The organism is methanotrophic endosymbiont of Bathymodiolus puteoserpentis (Logatchev) (assembly GCF_900128525.1).
GTDB lineage: Bacteria > Pseudomonadota > Gammaproteobacteria > Methylococcales > Methylomonadaceae > Methyloprofundus.
Genome location: NZ_FQTQ01000177.1, coordinates 13,700 through 31,966, shown reverse-complemented (window position 1 = coordinate 31,966; position 18,267 = coordinate 13,700). Strand labels below are relative to the sequence as shown.

Below are 18,267 nucleotides of genomic sequence, written 5' to 3'. Positions count from 1 at the left end.
TCGGTTTAGGCGAGTTCATAGAATATATTGTAAAGCAATTTTTTAATATTTGCCTGTGGATAATGAGAAGTTACTATTGTCATCCCTAAGTCCTTGCTGTAGAAGAAGTTCTCGTTGAAGTATTCCAAAGTGGTGGAAGTTACCACCTATGCTTTGTTCCATAGCATCTTTTCTGTTGTCTACGGAAAGCTTTTCTTTTACTAATCTGTTATAGTCTTTTTCGAAATGTTTTTTCATGTCTGTATTTAATAGTTTTTTGAATAGTTATTAGTGCAAGTCCAGCATCTCCCTGATGCTCACACATGAGTTTTAACCCAGAACTTTAATCTGCGGCTGATATAATGCACAAATTTTTATTATAGCCTTTTTTGACCTATGCAATTTGATCTATTAAACACCGACGGCCAAGCACGACGTGGTCAGTTGACTTTTGCGCGAGGTGTTGTGCAAACACCTATTTTTATGCCCGTGGGTACTTATGGCTCAGTTAAGTCTCTGTCACCGCATGAGTTAACCGATATTGGTGCGCAAATTATACTGGGTAATACTTTTCATTTGATGTTACGCCCCACGACTGACGTTATTAAAGCGCATGGTGATTTGCATGACTTTATGGCTTGGCAAGGGCCAATTTTGACGGACTCTGGTGGTTTTCAAGTTTTTAGTTTGGGGGATTTACGTAAAATTACCGAAGCGGGCGTGACCTTTAAATCACCTATTGATGGCCATAATATTTTTATGGGTCCCGAAGAGTCGATGCAGGTGCAGCGTGATTTAGGCTCAGATATCGTGATGATTTTTGATGAATGCACGCCTTATCCGGCAACCGTTCAGGAAGCGGCTGATTCAATGCGTTTATCTTTGCGTTGGGCGGAGCGTAGCAAAAAAGCACACGGCGATAACCCAAATGCTTTATTTGGCATTGTTCAAGGGGGTATGTATGAGCATTTACGCCATGAGTCGATTGCGGGTTTAGTTGGTATTGGTTTTGATGGTTATGCTATTGGTGGTTTATCTGTAGGCGAGCCCAAAGAGGAAATGATGGGTACATTAGATGTTGTGCACCCGCATTTGCCGGTCGATAAACCGCGATATTTAATGGGTGTTGGCACGCCGGAAGATTTAGTTGAAGGTGTTAGGCGTGGTATTGATATGTTTGATTGTGTGATGCCGACACGTAACGCGCGTAACGGCCATATTTTTACAACAACGGGTGTGATTAAAATTCGTAATAGCCAGTATCAGTTTGATACTAAACCGCTTGATGAGTCCTGTGGCTGTTATACCTGTCAACACTATTCGCGCTCTTATTTACGACATTTAGATAAATGTCATGAGATTTTAGGCGCGCGCTTAAATACTATTCATAATCTACATTATTATTTAAATTTAATGCAGGACCTGCGTACAAGCATTGAAAACAATGTTTTTGAAAAATATGTCAAGAGTTTTTATGAACAACGGGGCAAAGCTGTTCCGGATATGGCATAATGATGGGCTTTTTTATTAAACGTATTCAACTTTGGGGATTTCATGAGTTTTTTTATATCTGATGCTTTAGCCGAGGCTGCTCCAGCAGCACAACAACCAGGTTGGGAAGGTATGCTATTTCCACTGGGTATTTTAGTATTTTTCTATTTCTTATTTTTGAGACCGCAACATAAGCGTACCAAAGAGCATAAAAAAATGCTTGAGCAAATGCAGCCTGGCGCTGAAATTGTAACCGGTGGCGGTGTTTTAGGCAGGGTTGTTAGTTTGGATGAAAATTTTGTCCAAGTTGAAGTGGCGGATAATGTGGTCATTCAGGTGCAACGCCATCAAATTGGTAGCTTGATGCCCAAAGGAACTTATAAAGTTCAAATGAAAAAAACAAAATCTTAATCCTGCGCTACGGAATTAATGCAGTGCTTAATAATGAAGCTGACACAATTCATTGTGTCAGCCACTGATTTATCTTGACGGACATATCATGCAAAACCATTTCCCTTTCTGGAAAAACTTTTTAATTATCACGGTCTTACTTGTAGGTATTGTCTATGCATTACCTAATATTTTTGGTGATGATCCTTCTGTGCAAATTTCAGCGAGTAATGAGACTAAAATATCTTCTGCACAGCTGAACAATATAGAGAGCTTATTAAAACAGGCAGCGATTGCAGTTAAAGCTGTTGAAATGCAAAAAAATAAAGTTTTAGTGCGCTTTAATAATACTGATGAGCAAATGCGTGCGGCAGACTTATTGCGCAATAGTATCGGTAATAAATTTACAGTCGCACTTAATCTAGCGCCTGCTACCCCTGATTGGTTAAGGTCTTTAGGTGCAGAGCCGATGTATTTAGGCTTGGATTTGCGTGGTGGGGTGCATTTTTTATTAGAAGTGGATATGGATGCAGCACTGAAACAAGCTGAGCAAAGATATAATGATGATATACGTTCGGCACTACGTACAGCTAAGATTCGTTATAAGTCGGTTAGCTTTGATAGTGGCGCAGTTAAAGTTGTTTTACGCAATGATAAAGATAAGCAAGCAGCCATCGCATTAGCTGATACTGAATTTCGTAAGTTAAATGTGAAAGTGGCAGATGAGCAGCCGATTTTATATTTAAGTATTTCAGAAAAAGAAATAAAAGAAATTAAGAAATTTGCGTTAGCACAAAATATTACTACTTTACGGAATCGTGTTAATGAATTAGGCGTGTCTGAACCTGTTATTCAGCAGCAAGGTGATAACCGTATTGTTGTTCAGTTGCCAGGTGTACAAGATACAACACGTGCAAAAGAAATTTTAGGCACAACAGCAACGCTTGAGTATCGTAAGGTTGATACTGAGCACGATATACAAAGAGCTTTGGCCGGACATATTCCGATGGGCTCCAGTTTGTATTATGAGCGAGATACGAAGACCCCTGTATTATTAAAACGACGCGTCATTATTACCGGTGATCAGATTGTTGATGCATCATCCGGCTTAGATCAAAATGGTTCGGCCTCAGTTAATATCGTTTTAAATGGTATTGGCGCAAAGAAAATGGGTAAATTTACCCGTGACAATATTGGCCAGCCTATGGCTGTTGTGTTTATCGAGCAGAAATCGACGACACATATTGTGAATGGTAAGAAAGTTCGCCGTAAAGAACAAATTAAAGAGGTTATTAGTATTGCGACCGTGCGTGATGCGTTTAGTAAGCGTTTTCAAACCACGGGTTTAGATAGCTCACAGGAGGCACGTAAGTTGGCCTTGCTCTTAAGGGCTGGCGCGTTAGCTGCGCCGGTTGATATTGTTGAGGAACGTACGGTTGGGCCAAGCTTAGGACAGGATAATATTGATAAGGGTGTTTTATCGGTCGTTGTTGGCTTTGTATTGGTGCTTATCTTTATGGCTGTTTACTATAAAGTTTTTGGCTTAATTGCCGACTTGGCATTAACTTTTAACCTTATAGTTATTATCGCTGTACTCTCTATGTTGCAAGCGACGTTAACATTGCCAGGTATTGCGGGTATTGTGTTAACCGTCGGTATGGCAGTTGATGCCAATGTTTTGATTTTTGAACGAATCAAAGAGGAGTTAAAAAACAAACAGTCACCGCAAACCAGTATTTTTCTAGGTTATGAAAAAGCTTTTGCGACTATTTTTGACGCGAATATCACTACTTTATTAGTTGCTTTGGTCTTGTTTGGTTTTGGTACAGGGCCAATTAAAGGCTTTGCTATTACTTTAGCAATAGGAATTTTAACGTCTATGTTTACTGCTATTTTAGGTTCTCGAATGCTTGTGAACTGGATTTATGGTGGTCGTCGTATTAGCAAGCTATCTATTTAATAAGGGGACATACGATGTTAAAAGAAATTGATTTTTTAGGTAAACGTAAATTTGCAGCTATTTTTTCTAGTTTATTGTTACTTGTGACTATAGGCTCTTTAGCTGTGCAAGGGTTAAAGCTGGGTATTGATTTTACTGGCGGAACTCTAGTTGAAATCGGCTATAAGAAAGCGGTTAATTTAAAAGTTATGCGTGCCGGGTTAGAAGCTGCAGGAATTAATGACGCAACAGTACAGCATTTTGGTTCATCTCAAGAGGTTTTGATTCGCTTAAAGCCACAAGAGGGAGTGAGTAATGCTGAAATCAGCACTAATGTATTGAATGCTGTTAATGTCGGTATGGCTGAAAAGGGTGATGTGCGCCGGGTTGAATTTGTTGGCCCACAGGTCGGTGATGAATTAACTGAAGATGGCGGCTTAGCATTACTTTATTCCATGTTTGGTATCTTAATTTATGTTGCTTGGCGTTTTGAATATAAATTCGCCTTAGGCTCTGTTGCTGCATTAGCGCATGATGTTTTAATTACTTTAGGGTGCTTTTCAGTTTTTCAAATGGAGTTTGATCTGACTGTTTTAGCCGCCATTCTGGCCGTTATCGGATATTCCTTGAATGATACTATCGTTGTTTATGATCGTATCCGTGAGAATTTTAGACTATTACGTAAAGGCTCTTCAGAAGTTATTATGAATGCTTCGTTAAATCAGACTTTAAGTCGTACTTTAATGACTTCATTAACGACACTTTTAGTCTTGGTTGCTTTAGCTATATTGGGTGGTGAAATTATTCATAATTTCGCGATTGCTTTATTGATTGGTGTCGTAGTGGGTACTTATTCCTCTATTTATGTTGCAAGTCCTCTTGTTTTGGCGCTAGGTGTCAGCAAAGAAGATTTAATGGTGCCTGAGGTTGAAGTTGAAGGTAAAGAATTTGATATGATGCCTTAAATTAAGCTCAATAATACCCGAAAGCACCGCCTGTCCTTCGAGGACTAGCGGTGTTTCATAAGCTAAGTTTCGGGTTTTATTTTATGTGCGCTCCTTAGGCGTAACAGTATTTGTAATTCAGATGCATTTTGATAAGAGATGTATTAGATAGTTTTTATTTATTTTATTTTGTGTTTATTTTAATTGTGGAGTTTAAAAAATGGCAGTAGAACGTACTTTTTCTATCGTAAAACCTGATGCAGTAGCGGCTAATCATATCGGTGAAATTTATAGCCGCTTTGAAAAAAATGGATTATGTATCGTTGCAGCTAAAATGATGCAACTATCTAAAGAAAAAGCAGAAGGCTTTTATGCAGAGCATAGTGAGCGTCCTTTTTTCAATGATTTAGTTGCTTTTATGATTTCTGGTCCAGTTATGGTTCAAGTGTTAGAAGGCGAAGGCGCAATCTTGAAAAACCGTGATTTAATGGGAGCAACTAACCCTAAAGAAGCTGCAGCAGGTACAATTCGCGCTGATTTTGCCACGAGTATTGATGAAAATGCTGTGCATGGTTCAGATTCTTCAGAATCTGCAGCACGTGAAATTGCTTATTTCTTCTCAGATGCAGAGCTTTGTGACCGTATCCGTTAATAAAGAAAAAATAAATCTACTCAATTTCGATAGAAAGGGCCTACAAGCCTTTTTTGCCGAAATTGGCGAGAAGCCTTTTCGCGCCACCCAATTGATAAAATGGATTTATCAAGAGGGTGAGTTTGATTTTGATAAGATGAGTAATTTAAGTAAGTCTTTACGGGCTTACTTAAATGAGCATTGCTGTATTGTTGCACCTGAAATAATTTTAGAGCAGGTTGCTAGTGATGGTACGCGTAAATGGATTGTAGAAATGGGCGGCGGCAACAAGGTTGAAGCGGTTTATATTCCTGAAGCAACACGTGCTACTTTGTGTGTTTCATCACAGGTCGGTTGTGCTTTGGCCTGTACTTTTTGTTCTACTGCACAGCAAGGCTTTAATCGTAATTTAACCACAGCTGAAATTATTGGTCAGTTAATGGCGGCTAATGCACGCATGGGGGCAGAAGGAAGAGTTACCAATGTAGTCATGATGGGCATGGGCGAGCCTTTATTGAATTTTGATAATGTCGTACCTGCGATGAATTTAATGACTGAAGATTTTGCTTTTGGTTTGTCAAAACGGCGTGTCACTATTAGTACTTCAGGCGTTGTACCTGCTATGTATCGCTTAACCGAAGTTTGTGATATTAGTATGGCGGTGTCCTTACATGCCTCAACGGATGAGTTGCGTGATATTTTGGTGCCAATTAATCAGAAGTATCCGTTAAAAGAGTTAATGGCTGCTTGTAAGAAATATATCGAAGGATCGCCGCGGGGCTTTATTACTTTTGAATATGTCATGTTAGAGGGTATTAATGATTCAGTGGCTGATGCACGAGCATTAGTTAAACTGTTGAAAAATGTACCATCGAAAATGAACTTAATTCCGTTTAACCCTTTTCCTAATACCCAGTATAGGTGCTCATCTAAAGCTGCGATAGAGCAGTTCAGAGATGTAGTACATAAGGCGGGTATTATTACCACTGTACGTAAAACACGTGGTGAAGACATAGATGCCGCTTGTGGCCAGTTGGTAGGTAAGGTTTTGGATAAAAGTCGTCGAGCAGAGCGATTACAGAAGATGGGGTTATTATCGTGAAGCTGCTGAAGGTTGCACTTTTGGCTCTTAGTAGTTTGATAGTAGCATGCTCGACCACGAATGATAACAACAATTATATGCAGCCCGATAAGGTGGCAGTAGAGCGGCCTGCTAAAGAGCGTGCGCAAACACTAGCAGATTTAGGCTTGGCATATTATCAACTGGAAAAATATACCTATGCGCTGGAGTATTTAAAGGAGTCGTTAGCTTTAGATACTAATAATGCACAGACTTATCAGGTCATGGGCTTAATTAATATGCGCCAAAACTTGCCAGATCAAGCGCAGATTTCTTTTGCTAAAGCATTGCACGTTGAGCCTGATAATTTTGATATATTAACTGATTATGCTGTTTTTCTATATGGCCAAGAAAGGTATGCGGAAGCCTTAAGCACTTTTAAGCGTATAGTAAAAGCTCCTTTTTATAAGAGGAAGTGGGTCGCTTATACTTATCTTGGTTTATATGACTTAAAAAATAGCCAGAAACGCGAAGCTGAGAAAAAGTTTTATTACGCTTTAAAAATAAATAAAAATTATGCACCCGCTTTGCTGGAAATGGCAAAAATTCGCTACAGCAAAGGAGAAATGATGGCAGCAAGAGCCTTTATTGAGCGTTATTTTGCAAATGCTGGAAAAACCTTAGAAGGTTTGCGTTTAGCTGTTAAAGTGGAACGAGCCTTACAAGACGATGATATGGCTGAGCAATATCAACTGGAATTAAAGCACACATACCCTTATGCGGATTAAACTTGTTGGCTAAATTACCTTCTTCAGATTAAATATGAGTACCTAAAATATGGCAAATAATATTCAGGCTATTCGTGGCATGCACGATGTTTTACCTGATCAAACGCCTCGTTGGCAGTTTGTTGAACAACAAGTCAGAGACGTTTTAGCGACGTATGGTTACGCAGAAATACGTTTACCTATCGTTGAAAAAACAGAATTATTTAAGCGCTCTATCGGTGAAGTGACTGATATTGTAGAAAAGGAAATGTACACTTTTGACGATCGTAATGGTGATTCATTAACGTTGCGACCAGAAGGTACAGCGGGGTGTTTGCGTGCCTGTTTAGAACATGGATTATTACACAACCAAGTACATAGACTTTGGTATTATGGACAAATGTTTCGGCATGAGCGTCCGCAAAAAGGTCGTTATCGCCAGTTTATACAATTAGGCGTAGAAACTTATGGTATGGCAGGTTCAGATATTGATGCAGAGCTTATTTTATTAAGTTATCGTTTATGGCAGCGTTTAGGCATTTTGGGCAAAGTTGAATTACAGCTTAATTCTTTAGGTACGATTGAAGAACGTATTGTTTACCGTGAAAAATTAGTCGAATATTTTAATCAGCAACCTGAATTATTAGATGAAGACAGTAAGCGCCGTTTATTGAGTAATCCTTTACGTATTTTAGATACTAAAAACCCTGCTATGCAGGCTTTAGTTGAAAATGCTCCAACCTTAATGAGTTATTTGGGTGCGGAGAGCAAAGCGCACTTTAAAGGGTTGACCGATACTTTAGATGCATTAGGTATTATTTACACGATTAATCAGCGCTTAGTGAGAGGCTTGGATTATTACAGCAAAACTGTTTTTGAATGGGTTACCAGTGAATTAGGTGCACAGGGAACGATTTGTGCAGGTGGCCGCTATGATGGGTTAATCGAACAATTAGGCGGCAAACCAAATCATGCAGTAGGTTTTGCTATGGGGATGGAGCGTATTTTAGCTTTGTTAGAAACGCGCGAAGATTTGGATACTATTCAATCAATTGATGCCTATATGATTTTAGTTGGTTCAGCAGCAGAGAAATCTGGATTGCTTTTAGCGGAAAAACTAAGGGACTGTTTACCGAATTTAAGACTGCAAATGAATTGTGGAGCAGGCAGTTTTAAAAGCCAGTTTAAAAAGGCAGATAAAAGTGGTGCAGATTACGCGTTGATCTTAGGTGATGATGAAATCGCAAACAATGAAATTAGTATAAAATTCTTACGCAAGGATGTGGAGCAGCGTACTGTGACATTGGCAGAACTTATTGAATTAATAAAAAACTAACAAATTCATAATATACGATACAAAAGGTAATTAAAGTGGAAATTTACGAAACTGAAGAAGAACAAGTAGCAGCTTTAAAAGATTGGTGGAAAGCGAATGGATCATCGGTTATTTCTGGTGTTGTCATCGCTGCTATTACAATTGGCGGATGGAATTTTTGGCAAAGTTATCAAAAAGATAAAATCAATACGGCTTCTGACATGTATGAGCAATTACTACAAGCAGATACGGCAGGGAAAGTTGAATTAGTTGATAAATTTGCCAGCAAATTGAATACTGAATTTAGCTCAACAGCTTATGATGCTTATGCTTTGTTATTTCAAGCAAAAGAAAAAGTTAAGCAAAATGACTTAAGTGCAGCACAAGCAATTCTTGAGCAAGCAATGACTGCCACTGATGATGTGGAAATTAAACATGTGGCACGTACACGTTTAATTCGCGTGTTATTAGCGCAAAAAGAATATGAGCAAGGTTTGCAGATGATTGCTGATGTGGATCAGTCATCTTTGAGCGGCTTTGCAGGGATTTATGAGGAATTAAAAGGTGACTTATACGTTGCTATGGGGCAGATTGGTGAAGCACGAACAGCCTATCAATTAGCATTACAAGCAGGCCAAGGTTCGCCCTTATTGCAATTTAAGTTAGATGATTTAACCGCGGCTGATAGTACTCAAGGATAAGTGTGGTTTATTACCTAATGCGTAAATTTTTCATTGGATTCGTGTTGCTTGCTTTAAGTGGTTGTACTGCAATCACTACATTTTCCAGTGCTGTCGGTGACTTGTTTAGTGATGCAGATAATGCTGAACCGCCTGCTGAGCTAACAGAGTATCAGCCTGAAATAAAATTAGAAATTTTATGGGATAAGGATGATGGTGTCGGTACTGATGGGTTAGCTATGAATTTAGTGCCAGCCATAGCGGATGGGCATATTATTATCGCTGACCACGACGGTCTAATTCAAGCAAGAAGTTTGCTGGATGGTGAGTTACTTTGGGAAGTGGAAACTGAATTACCTATTTCATCGGGCCCAGTTATTGATGATGATCTTGTTTTTGTTGGTACCAGTAAAGCAGATGTTTTGGCTTTAAATGTAGTAACGGGTGAAGCCGTTTGGAAACACCGCGTATCCAGTGAAATTATGGCTCTGCCTGTGGTTGCTGGTGATAAGTTATTGGTGCGCACTACGGATGGTAAAGATATAGCGTTGAATAGAATTGATGGTAAGCAGGTTTGGTCTGTTGAGAGCAGTGTTCCCGCTTTAAGTATTCGCGGAGCTGGGTCGCCAGTTGTTGTGGACGATAGCGTTATTATTGGTAATGCTAATGGTAAGTTGATTGCACTTAATTTGATGGATGGGGCACATTTATGGGAAACCAGTATTGCGATTCCAAAAGGACGATCTGAAATAGAGCGCTTAACAGATATTAATGGTACGCCAGTATTAAAGGATTATACCGTTTTCGTTAGTAGCTATAAGAGCGGCATCAGTGCAGTTTCTCCCGTTGATGGTGAAGTGTTATGGCGTAATGAATCTATTTCGGCGACTCATGGTTTGAATGCTGATCAGCGTTATTTATATTTAAGTGACGTGAACAGTGATGTCTGGCAATTAGATCAGCGCAATGGCGCATCTTATTGGAAGCAAACGGATTTGCATCAGCGTCGCTTGTCAGTGCCCGCTGTTTATGATGACTATGTTGTGGTCGGGGATTTTGAAGGCTATTTGCACTGGTTATCAAAAACTGACGGGCGTTTATTGGCGCGTATAGAGATTACCGATAGCCCGATTGTTGCAACACCTATAGTGGTTGATGATGTGATTTATGTTTATGCGAGTGATGGTACGCTTGCTGCCGTTAAAGTTGTTTTATTTTAAGGTATCGCTATTAAAATATAGCGAGTTGCAAGTCTGAAGCTTGTATTCGAGGTAAAGCAGTAAGGTAAGGTGTGGATGCGTACCTCGGTGTAATAAGGTATATGGTGCACTTATATTTACGGGCTTAAATTATTGCCTAGCCTCGGATAGTTCCTGCATATTAGTGAGGCTCCGGCGAGTAAGAATTTTATTTTTATTTTCAGTTCACCTAAGCTTTTCTCTTTGGGGGGAGCTTTTGAGCGGTATTATTCACGCAAAGGTAATGACTCTACGTGATGTTTTTGAGTTTTGGTCATTAATTGGCCTGTTGTTTTAATTTTACGGAACCAGTATGACACTACCTGTTATTGCTTTGGTTGGTCGACCTAATGTCGGTAAATCAACTTTATTTAATTATTTAACGCGTACGCGGGATGCACTTGTTGCCGATTATCCTGGGTTAACTCGGGATAGAAAATACGGACGTGTTAAGCGAGGTGAGAAAGCTTACTTATTAGTTGATACAGGTGGGATTACCGATAATGTAGATGGCATAGATTCAGTAGCTAAACGACAAGTGCAAATTGCTTTAGAAGAGGCAGATGCCGTTTTATTTTTAGTGGATGTGCGTGAGGGCATGAACAGTGCCGATCAAGCGATCACGGATATGCTTAGAAAACTGGACAAGCCGGTTATTTTGGTGGCCAATAAAATTGATGGCATTAATGCTGACATTGCCACGGCTGAGTTTCATCGCTTAGGGATAGGTGAGCCTGTTTCGATTGCCGCGACACATGGTCGAGGGGTGAATGAATTATTGCAACGTGTTAGTGCAATATTGCCTGAGGAAGAGGAGCCGACAGAAGAAGAGTTACAAGATCAAGGTGTCGCAATTGCGATTGTCGGGCGACCTAATGTAGGTAAATCAACCTTAGTCAATCGCTTGTTAGGTGAAGAACGTGTCGTTGTCTTTGATGAGGCCGGTACAACACGGGACAGTGTCTATATTCCCTTTGAGCGAGATGGCAAAAAGTATACCTTGATTGATACGGCCGGGATGCGCCGGCGTGCAAAGGTCACTTTAGTGGTGGAAAAATTTAGCATTATTAAAGCTTTGCAGTCAGTAGAAAAAGCCAATGTAGTGATCTACTTAATTGATGCAAGTGAAGGCATTACAGATCAAGATCAGCATTTACTCGGCATGGTATTAGATGCGGGGCGTGCTTTAATTATCGGCTTTAATAAGTGGGATGGCTTAACACATGACCAGCGTGAATTAATCAAGCGTCAAACGGCTGTTAAGCTGCCATTTTTAGATTTTGCTGAAAAGCATTCTATTTCTGCACTACATGGCAGTGGCGTAGGTAAATTATTTGATGTCGTACATAAACTTTATGATGCGGCAATGGTAGACATGTCTACCTCAGTATTAACACAAATTTTAAAAGATGCCCTAGCGGCACACCAACCGCCTCAGGTACATGGACGCAGAGTGAAGCTGAAACATGCACACCAGGGCGGGCGTAATCCTCCGATTATTGTGATACATGGCAACCAAACTGAGTCATTATCTGCTGCTTATGAGCGTTATTTGATTAATTATTATCGTCAGAAATTAAAATTAGAAGGGACACCGATAAGGATTGTTTTTAAATCACCGAAAAACCCTTTTAAAGAAATTAAGAATAAATTAAGTGATCGACAGTTATTTAAGAAAAAGCGCTTAATGGAGCATAACAAAAAGAAAAGAATTGCTGACAAGAAAAAGAAAAAGTAATTATATTAAAAAGGAAAAACAATGGCCAAATTAACGTTTAAACCAGGTAATGATGAAATTATTATTAATACCAATGGTGAGTTGCCGGCAGTAGGAACTAAAGCACCAGATTTTACTTTAGTGGATGGGCGCTTGAATGAAGTGAGCTTAGCAAGCTATGCAGGTAAAAAGAAAATTCTTAACATAGTACCTAGCTTAGATACGCCCGTTTGTGCAGCATCGGCGCGGACTTTTAATGAAAAAGCGGGCCATCTTAAAGATACTGTCGTATTAATGGTTTCTGCTGATTTACCTTTTGCACAAAGTCGTTTTTGTGAATCAGAAGGCTTAACCCATGTGACTCCTTTGTCTACATTTCGTTCGAGTTTTGCCGATGATTATGGGGTGCGCTTAGTGGATAGTATGCTTGCGGGTTTAACTGCTCGGGCAGTAATCATTATCGATGAAAATGACAAGGTGATTTATACTGAATTAGTGACTGAGATTACCCATGAGCCTGATTACCATGAGGTCATGGAAGTATTCAAAGATTTATAACTCAGCAAAAATGAAAATATTAGCGGTTGATACGGCAACAGAAGCGTGTTCTGCTGCCCTCTATGTAGATGGAGAAATTCAAGAGCGTTTTGAGGTTGCGCCTAGAGAGCATGCTAAGTTGCTCTTGCCCATGATTGATAGTTTAATGGCTGAAGCGGAATTAAAGCCGCAACAACTCGATGCTATTGCTTTTGGTTGTGGACCTGGCTCGTTTACAGGCGTGCGTATCGCAACGGGCGTTATGCAAGGCATTGCTTATGGTGCTGATTTACCTGTTGTCCCCGTGTCTACTCTAGCGGCTATTAGTCAGGCTTGTTTGCAAAAAACAACGTACGATATGATTTTTACTGCTGTTGATGCGCGTATGAGTGAGATTTACTGGGCGGTTTATCAGCGTGATGCTGAAGGGTTTGCTCAGTTAATAGGCGTGGAAAAAGTACAGCCAGCCAGTGATGCCGATGCTTTGCAATTAACAGGCTATGGCATAGGTTCGGGTTGGCAAGTCTATGAACAAGTTTTAACTCAGCGGTTAGGTGCGCAGTTACTTGGTTTTGATGCCGGTTATTTGCCTAGATCATCGCAGGTCGCTTTATTAGGTGCAATCGGCGTACAGCGCCAGCAAGCCGTTCCTGTTGAACAAGCAATGCCCGTATATCTGCGTGATAAAGTCGCAAAAACGACGGCAGAACGCGAGGCATTACGAAATAATTAAAGTTTTAATAATATGGATCGTGTGGGAGCGACTTTAGTCGCGATAGTGGCATGAACTGTCGTGGCTAAAGCCATATTAAATAGGCACTAACAGTGTAAATTACTTTTGGTGCTATATGAACAATGTCTTTTTTTCGTAGTAGTTGATACTCTTTCTTTTAGACTTTAGTAATGAATAATGATATGGCTCAATTTTTTGCAATACACCCTGAAAATCCGCAGGCTAGATTAATTTATCAAGTAGTCGAGATTATTCGTAAAGGTGGCGTTATTGTTTACCCTACAGACACGGGCTATGCTTTGGGTTGTCATATAGGAGATAAGCAGGCATTGGATACAATTAAACGTATTCGGCAGTTAGATGATAAACATAACTTTACGTTGATTTGTGAAGCGTTAGGGCAAATTTCTACTTTTTCTAAAGTGAGTAATGATGCGCACCGATTAATCAAAACGCTGACTCCGGGGGCTTTTACTTTTATTTTAGATGCGACTAAAGAAGTGCCTAGACGGATGATGCATGCTAAGCGCAAAACAATAGGTATTCGTATTCCTGATAATAAAATTGCTTTGGCAATCGTTGCCGAATTAGGTGAGCCACTCTTGACAGCTTCTTTGATTTTGCCTGGTGAGAAATATGCGTTAAGCGATCCTTATGAAATTAGAGAAAGCTTGGAGCATGAGTTGGATTTAATTATTGATGCAGGGGTTATTCAAGATGAGTGGAGCACAATTATTTCTTGTACCGATGGCGAAATGGAGATTATTCGCCAAGGTAAAGGCGAAGCGCCTATGTTAGGGTGATTTGATGGATGAATTAACGTTAGTACAGAAAATTGTCGTTTGGGTTATCCCTGTTATTTTTGCGATTACCGTGCATGAAGTGGCGCATGGCTGGGTGGCGAAGCAATATGGTGATAAAACTGCTTGGATGTTGGGGCGGTTAACTTTAAACCCGCTTAAACACATAGATCCTGTGGGTACGATTTTAGTGCCAGGATTAATGCTTGCTTTTACGGGGTTTGTTTTCGGTTGGGCAAAGCCAGTCCCTGTTAATATCAGAAATCTAAGAAACCCAAAGCATGATATGGCTATTGTTGCTTTGGCTGGGCCTGCTGCTAATTTCTTAATGGCTTTAGGCTGGGCTTTATTTGCTCGTTTGGGAGTTTTGATTAATACGCCTGAATTCTCAATTCCCATGATTTATGTGGGTATAGCTGGCATAATGATTAATCTTATTTTGGGTTTGCTTAATTTATTACCGATTCCCCCTTTAGATGGTAGTCGTATTTTGTCTTGGATATTGCCAGGGCGATTAAGTCTTTATTATGACCAGTTTGAGAAATATGGTTTTTACCTATTGGTTTTATTATTAATGACTGATAGCTTGGGTGTCGTTTTAGGCTACCCATTAAGCATAGCTAAAGGTTTCTTTTTCTCTATTGCAGGCTTGTAGCATTTTAGGCGTATGAGTATTAATTTGGTTGCTGAATCTCGAACTGTAACTGCAATGGTTGCAGGGCAACCTTATTTGGATTGGCCAGACGATTTATATATTCCCCCTGAAGCGTTAGAAGTTTTTTTGACAACCTTTGAGGGTCCTTTAGACTTATTGCTGTATCTTATTAGAAAGCAAAATTTAGATATTGTTAATATTCCTATCGCTCAGATTACTAAACAATATAAGATTTATATTGAGGTAATGAGTAATTTTCGGTTTGAATTAGCTGCTGAATATTTGTTGATGGCTGCTTTGCTGGCCGAGATAAAATCACGTATGTTATTACCTAGGCAGGTAAATGTCGAAGAGGATGAGGATGACCCCAGGGCAGTTCTGGTTCGCCGTTTACAGGAATATGAACGGATTAAAAAAGCAGCAGAAGAGTTAGATGAAATACCGCGCATGGAGCGGGATATTTTTATCGCGACAATCGACACCTCAAATGTCAATGTGCATAAACCAAAGCCAGAAGTGCAACTGCAAGATATTGTGTTAGCTTTGCAAGGAGTGCTTAAACGTGTGGATCAATTAACTCATCATACCATTACTAAAGAAGCTTTGTCAGTGCGTGAAAGAATGGCCGCTATTATGATTAAGCTTGAAGGCAGTGGCAGTTTTCTTTTTGCTCAATTTTTCACTTACCAAGAAGGCAGGGCAGGGGTTGTGGTTGCCTTTCTTGCTATTCTTGAATTGAGTAAAGCAGAGTTAATTGAGATTCTCCAAGCCGAGCCTTTTGGTGAGTTGCGTATTCGAGCAAGAGTGGGAGGCGGTAATGACTGAGAAAAGTGTCGAGCCTGCACAGCGGGTTAATACAACAGTTAAGCGCATAGTGGAAGCGCTGTTATTTGCAGCGGAACAGCCGATGTCAGTTGCTCAATTACAAGCGGTTTTTCCAGAATTAGAGAGGCCAGAGCGAGTCATTATAGAGGCAGCAGTGGAGGCACTGTGTGATGATTACAGAAATCAGGCAATAGGTTTGCATAAAGTAGCTAGCGGTTATCGCTTTCAAGTGAAAACTGATATGGCGGATTGGGTGGCGCGATTATTTTCAGAAAAGCCCCCGAAATATTCGCGTGCATTATTAGAAACCATTGCTATTATTGCTTATCAACAACCCGTCACGCGTGGCGATATAGAAGAAATTCGCGGTGTCAGTGTTAGTTCCAATATGATTCATACCTTATTGGATCGAGAATGGATCAAGGTTATTGCACATAAAGAAGCGCCTGGGCGACCAGCACTTTATGCAACGACTGCGCAATTTTTAGATTATTTTAATTTAGATTCCTTGGCGGCTATGCCGCCTTTACAAGAGCTACAAGCATTAGCGCTTGAGGGTGAAATGGAGATTTGAATGTGGACTGAGATATTTTTCATCTTGTTATTTTCAACCGCATTTATGTATTGGCAAAGTGCGCAAAAAGTGAAAGAAATTGCGTGGTCAGCAACGCAAAGACATTGCCGTGATATGGATTTGCAAATGCTGGACGGTTATATCGCTTTTTCTAGTTTTGCACTAAAAAAAGATAATCGTAGTCAGTGGCATATTGCGCGTACCTATTTGTTTGAATTTTCTTCTACCGGTGCAGAGAGGTACAATGGCAATATTTCTATGCTGGGTCGCCGTGTGCAATCAATACAATTAGATCCGCACCGAATACAATAATTTTACCTACCTTAGATTACCTTTATGCTACGTTTAACCAATATCAAACTTCCTTTAGAGCATACTGAACAAGCATTACGCACGGAAATACTCAATAAGTTATCTCTTAAGGATAGTGAGTTGTTGAGCTATCATATTTATAAGCGTAGCTATGATGCACGTAAAAAGAGAAATATCTTTTTTATTTATAGTCTTGATGTAGATACCAGTAAAAACTCAACTTTATTAGCGGAATTTTCCGAAGATACGCAAGTTAAAGCAAGACCTGATGATACTTATAAATTTGTTACTCAAGCGCCTGAAGGTTTGAGTGAAAGACCCATTGTTATAGGTTTAGGGCCTTGTGGTTTATTTGTCGGTTTAGTTTTGGCACAAATGGGTTTTAAACCTATTATTTTAGAACGTGGCAAGCAAGTGCGTGAACGTACTGTGGATACTTTTGGTTTGTGGCGCAAGCGTAAATTAAATGTCGAATCTAATGTTCAGTTTGGTGAAGGTGGGGCAGGCACTTTTTCTGATGGGAAGCTGTATACACAAATAAAAGATCCGCAACATCACGGCCGTAAAGTACTACAAGAGTTTGTTGCCGCTGGCGCGCCAGAAGAAATTCTCTATTTGAGTAAGCCACATATAGGGACTTTTAAGCTGGTGACTATGGTGGAAAAAATGCGTGCTACGATTGAATCCTTGGGCGGTGAAATTCGTTTTGAGCAACGTGTCGATGAAGTCTTGATCGAAAACCAGAAAGTTCAGGGTGTTCGCTTAGCCAATGGTGAAATATTAGCTAGTCAGCATATTATTTTTGCTGTCGGGCATAGTGCGCGTGATACCTTTCATATGTTATTTGATAAAGGTGTTTATATTGAAGCTAAGCCTTTTTCTATAGGCTTTAGAATTGAGCATCCGCAATCATTAATTGACCAGTGTCGCTTTGGTGATTTTGCAGGGCATAAGTTGTTAGGTGCGGCAGATTATAAATTAGTGCACCACTGTAAAAATGGCCGTTCAGTCTATAGTTTTTGTATGTGCCCTGGTGGTACAGTCGTTGCTGCAACATCTGCGGAAGGCCATCTTGTGACTAACGGCATGAGCCAGTATTCACGTAATGAGCGCAATGCTAATAGTGCGATTGTGGTGGGTATTGAGCCTGAAAAAGATTACCCAGGGGAGCCTTTGGCAGGTTTGGAGTTGCAAAATACGCTGGAGAAGCAGGCATTTATCTTGGGTGGTGAAAATTATAATGCGCCAGCGCAATTAGTGGGTGATTTTATAGCGGCTCAGCCAAGTGCGGCGGTTGGTAGTGTTCAGCCATCGTATAAACCGGGAGTTACTTGGGGGGATTTAAGTGGTTGTTTGCCAGAATATGCGATTACCGCGATCCGTGAGGCTTTACCCGCTTTTGATAAGAAGATTCGTGGTTTTGCAATGCATGATGCGGTATTAACCGGCGTGGAAACGCGAACTTCATCGCCCATACGTTTGAAACGTGATAATAATAGTTTGCAGAGTATTAATACCCAAGGGCTTTATCCTGCCGGTGAGGGGGCGGGCTATGCGGGTGGCATCTTATCCGCAGCCGTTGATGGTATAAAAATAGCTGAGGCCGTGGCTTTGGATATGTTAAAACAAGATGGGTTGAAAAGTAATGAGTCTAATGGATAAAGCGTTGTATTGAAGTGC

The 18,267-nt window shown here is 40.2% G+C and carries 20 protein-coding genes; 19 read left to right on the top strand and 1 reads right to left on the bottom strand.

The genetic code is table 11. The features are described 5' to 3' along the window. Positions 1 to 42 precede the first annotated feature (42 nt). Positions 43 to 237, bottom strand: coding sequence for a hypothetical protein (locus BQ7314_RS13065; protein WP_174484131.1), 195 nt, complete (start codon positions 235 to 237; stop codon positions 43 to 45). Between the two features lie 138 nt (positions 238 to 375). Here BQ7314_RS13065 and tgt point away from each other — a divergent pair, with 138 nt between their 5' ends. The 19 genes from tgt (at position 376) to BQ7314_RS12970 (ending at position 18,249) form a co-directional block, all read left to right on the top strand. Then, entirely contained in the window at positions 376 to 1,491 is a 1,116-nt protein-coding gene (gene tgt / locus BQ7314_RS13060) for a tRNA guanosine(34) transglycosylase Tgt (protein ID WP_174484130.1), read from the top strand. 42 nt (positions 1,492 to 1,533) lie between these two features. Then, on the top strand, positions 1,534 to 1,881 hold the full coding sequence (gene yajC / locus BQ7314_RS13055; protein WP_174484129.1) for a preprotein translocase subunit YajC: 348 nt from the start codon (positions 1,534 to 1,536) through the stop codon (positions 1,879 to 1,881). An 88-nt stretch (positions 1,882 to 1,969) separates the two neighbouring features. Next, positions 1,970 to 3,820: a protein translocase subunit SecD gene (gene secD, locus BQ7314_RS13050; RefSeq protein WP_174484128.1), complete on the top strand. Its 1,851-nt coding sequence runs from the start codon at positions 1,970 to 1,972 to the stop codon at positions 3,818 to 3,820. A 14-nt stretch (positions 3,821 to 3,834) separates the two neighbouring features. After that, entirely contained in the window at positions 3,835 to 4,764 is a 930-nt protein-coding gene (gene secF / locus BQ7314_RS13045; RefSeq protein ID WP_174484127.1) for a protein translocase subunit SecF, read from the top strand. 199 nt (positions 4,765 to 4,963) lie between these two features. After that, entirely contained in the window at positions 4,964 to 5,395 is a 432-nt protein-coding gene (gene ndk / locus BQ7314_RS13040) for a nucleoside-diphosphate kinase (protein WP_174484126.1), read from the top strand. After that, the gene (gene rlmN, locus BQ7314_RS13035; protein ID WP_174484125.1) at positions 5,367 to 6,476 is read left to right on the top strand and encodes a dual-specificity RNA methyltransferase RlmN; all 1,110 of its coding nucleotides are present in this window, start codon (positions 5,367 to 5,369) and stop codon (positions 6,474 to 6,476) included. The genes ndk and rlmN overlap by 29 nt, the downstream gene beginning before the upstream one ends. Before the next feature lie 77 nt (positions 6,477 to 6,553). After that, positions 6,554 to 7,222: a tetratricopeptide repeat protein gene (locus BQ7314_RS13030; protein WP_174484124.1), complete on the top strand. Its 669-nt coding sequence runs from the start codon at positions 6,554 to 6,556 to the stop codon at positions 7,220 to 7,222. Positions 7,223 to 7,271: 49 nt separating this feature from the next. Next, entirely contained in the window at positions 7,272 to 8,537 is a 1,266-nt protein-coding gene (hisS, locus tag BQ7314_RS13025) for a histidine--tRNA ligase (RefSeq protein WP_174484123.1), read from the top strand. 35 nt (positions 8,538 to 8,572) lie between these two features. Next, the gene (locus BQ7314_RS13020; protein WP_174484122.1) at positions 8,573 to 9,217 is read left to right on the top strand and encodes a YfgM family protein; all 645 of its coding nucleotides are present in this window, start codon (positions 8,573 to 8,575) and stop codon (positions 9,215 to 9,217) included. A gap of 17 nt (positions 9,218 to 9,234) precedes the next feature. After that, positions 9,235 to 10,416, top strand: coding sequence for an outer membrane protein assembly factor BamB (bamB, locus tag BQ7314_RS13015; RefSeq protein WP_174484121.1), 1,182 nt, complete (start codon positions 9,235 to 9,237; stop codon positions 10,414 to 10,416). Between the two features lie 331 nt (positions 10,417 to 10,747). Further along, complete coding sequence (der, locus tag BQ7314_RS13010) at positions 10,748 to 12,172, top strand: ribosome biogenesis GTPase Der (RefSeq protein WP_174484120.1); 1,425 nt, start codon at positions 10,748 to 10,750, stop codon at positions 12,170 to 12,172. Between the two features lie 21 nt (positions 12,173 to 12,193). After that, positions 12,194 to 12,709, top strand: coding sequence for a thiol peroxidase (gene tpx / locus BQ7314_RS13005; protein ID WP_174484119.1), 516 nt, complete (start codon positions 12,194 to 12,196; stop codon positions 12,707 to 12,709). A gap of 10 nt (positions 12,710 to 12,719) precedes the next feature. Then, the gene (gene tsaB, locus BQ7314_RS13000) at positions 12,720 to 13,421 is read left to right on the top strand and encodes a tRNA (adenosine(37)-N6)-threonylcarbamoyltransferase complex dimerization subunit type 1 TsaB (RefSeq protein ID WP_174484118.1); all 702 of its coding nucleotides are present in this window, start codon (positions 12,720 to 12,722) and stop codon (positions 13,419 to 13,421) included. 182 nt (positions 13,422 to 13,603) lie between these two features. Then, on the top strand, positions 13,604 to 14,224 hold the full coding sequence (locus BQ7314_RS12995) for an L-threonylcarbamoyladenylate synthase (RefSeq protein ID WP_174484132.1): 621 nt from the start codon (positions 13,604 to 13,606) through the stop codon (positions 14,222 to 14,224). Position 14,225: 1 nt separating this feature from the next. Further along, the gene (locus tag BQ7314_RS12990; protein WP_174484117.1) at positions 14,226 to 14,876 is read left to right on the top strand and encodes a site-2 protease family protein; all 651 of its coding nucleotides are present in this window, start codon (positions 14,226 to 14,228) and stop codon (positions 14,874 to 14,876) included. 12 nt (positions 14,877 to 14,888) lie between these two features. Next, entirely contained in the window at positions 14,889 to 15,701 is an 813-nt protein-coding gene (locus tag BQ7314_RS12985) for a segregation and condensation protein A (protein ID WP_174484116.1), read from the top strand. Next, entirely contained in the window at positions 15,694 to 16,275 is a 582-nt protein-coding gene (gene scpB / locus BQ7314_RS12980) for an SMC-Scp complex subunit ScpB (RefSeq protein ID WP_174484115.1), read from the top strand. The genes BQ7314_RS12985 and scpB overlap by 8 nt, the downstream gene beginning before the upstream one ends. After that, entirely contained in the window at positions 16,276 to 16,587 is a 312-nt protein-coding gene (locus BQ7314_RS12975) for a DUF3301 domain-containing protein (protein WP_174484114.1), read from the top strand. Positions 16,588 to 16,611: 24 nt separating this feature from the next. Beyond that, positions 16,612 to 18,249 (top strand): NAD(P)/FAD-dependent oxidoreductase, encoded by a 1,638-nt coding sequence (locus BQ7314_RS12970; protein ID WP_174484113.1) that lies wholly within the window; start codon positions 16,612 to 16,614, stop codon positions 18,247 to 18,249. Positions 18,250 to 18,267 lie beyond the last annotated feature (18 nt).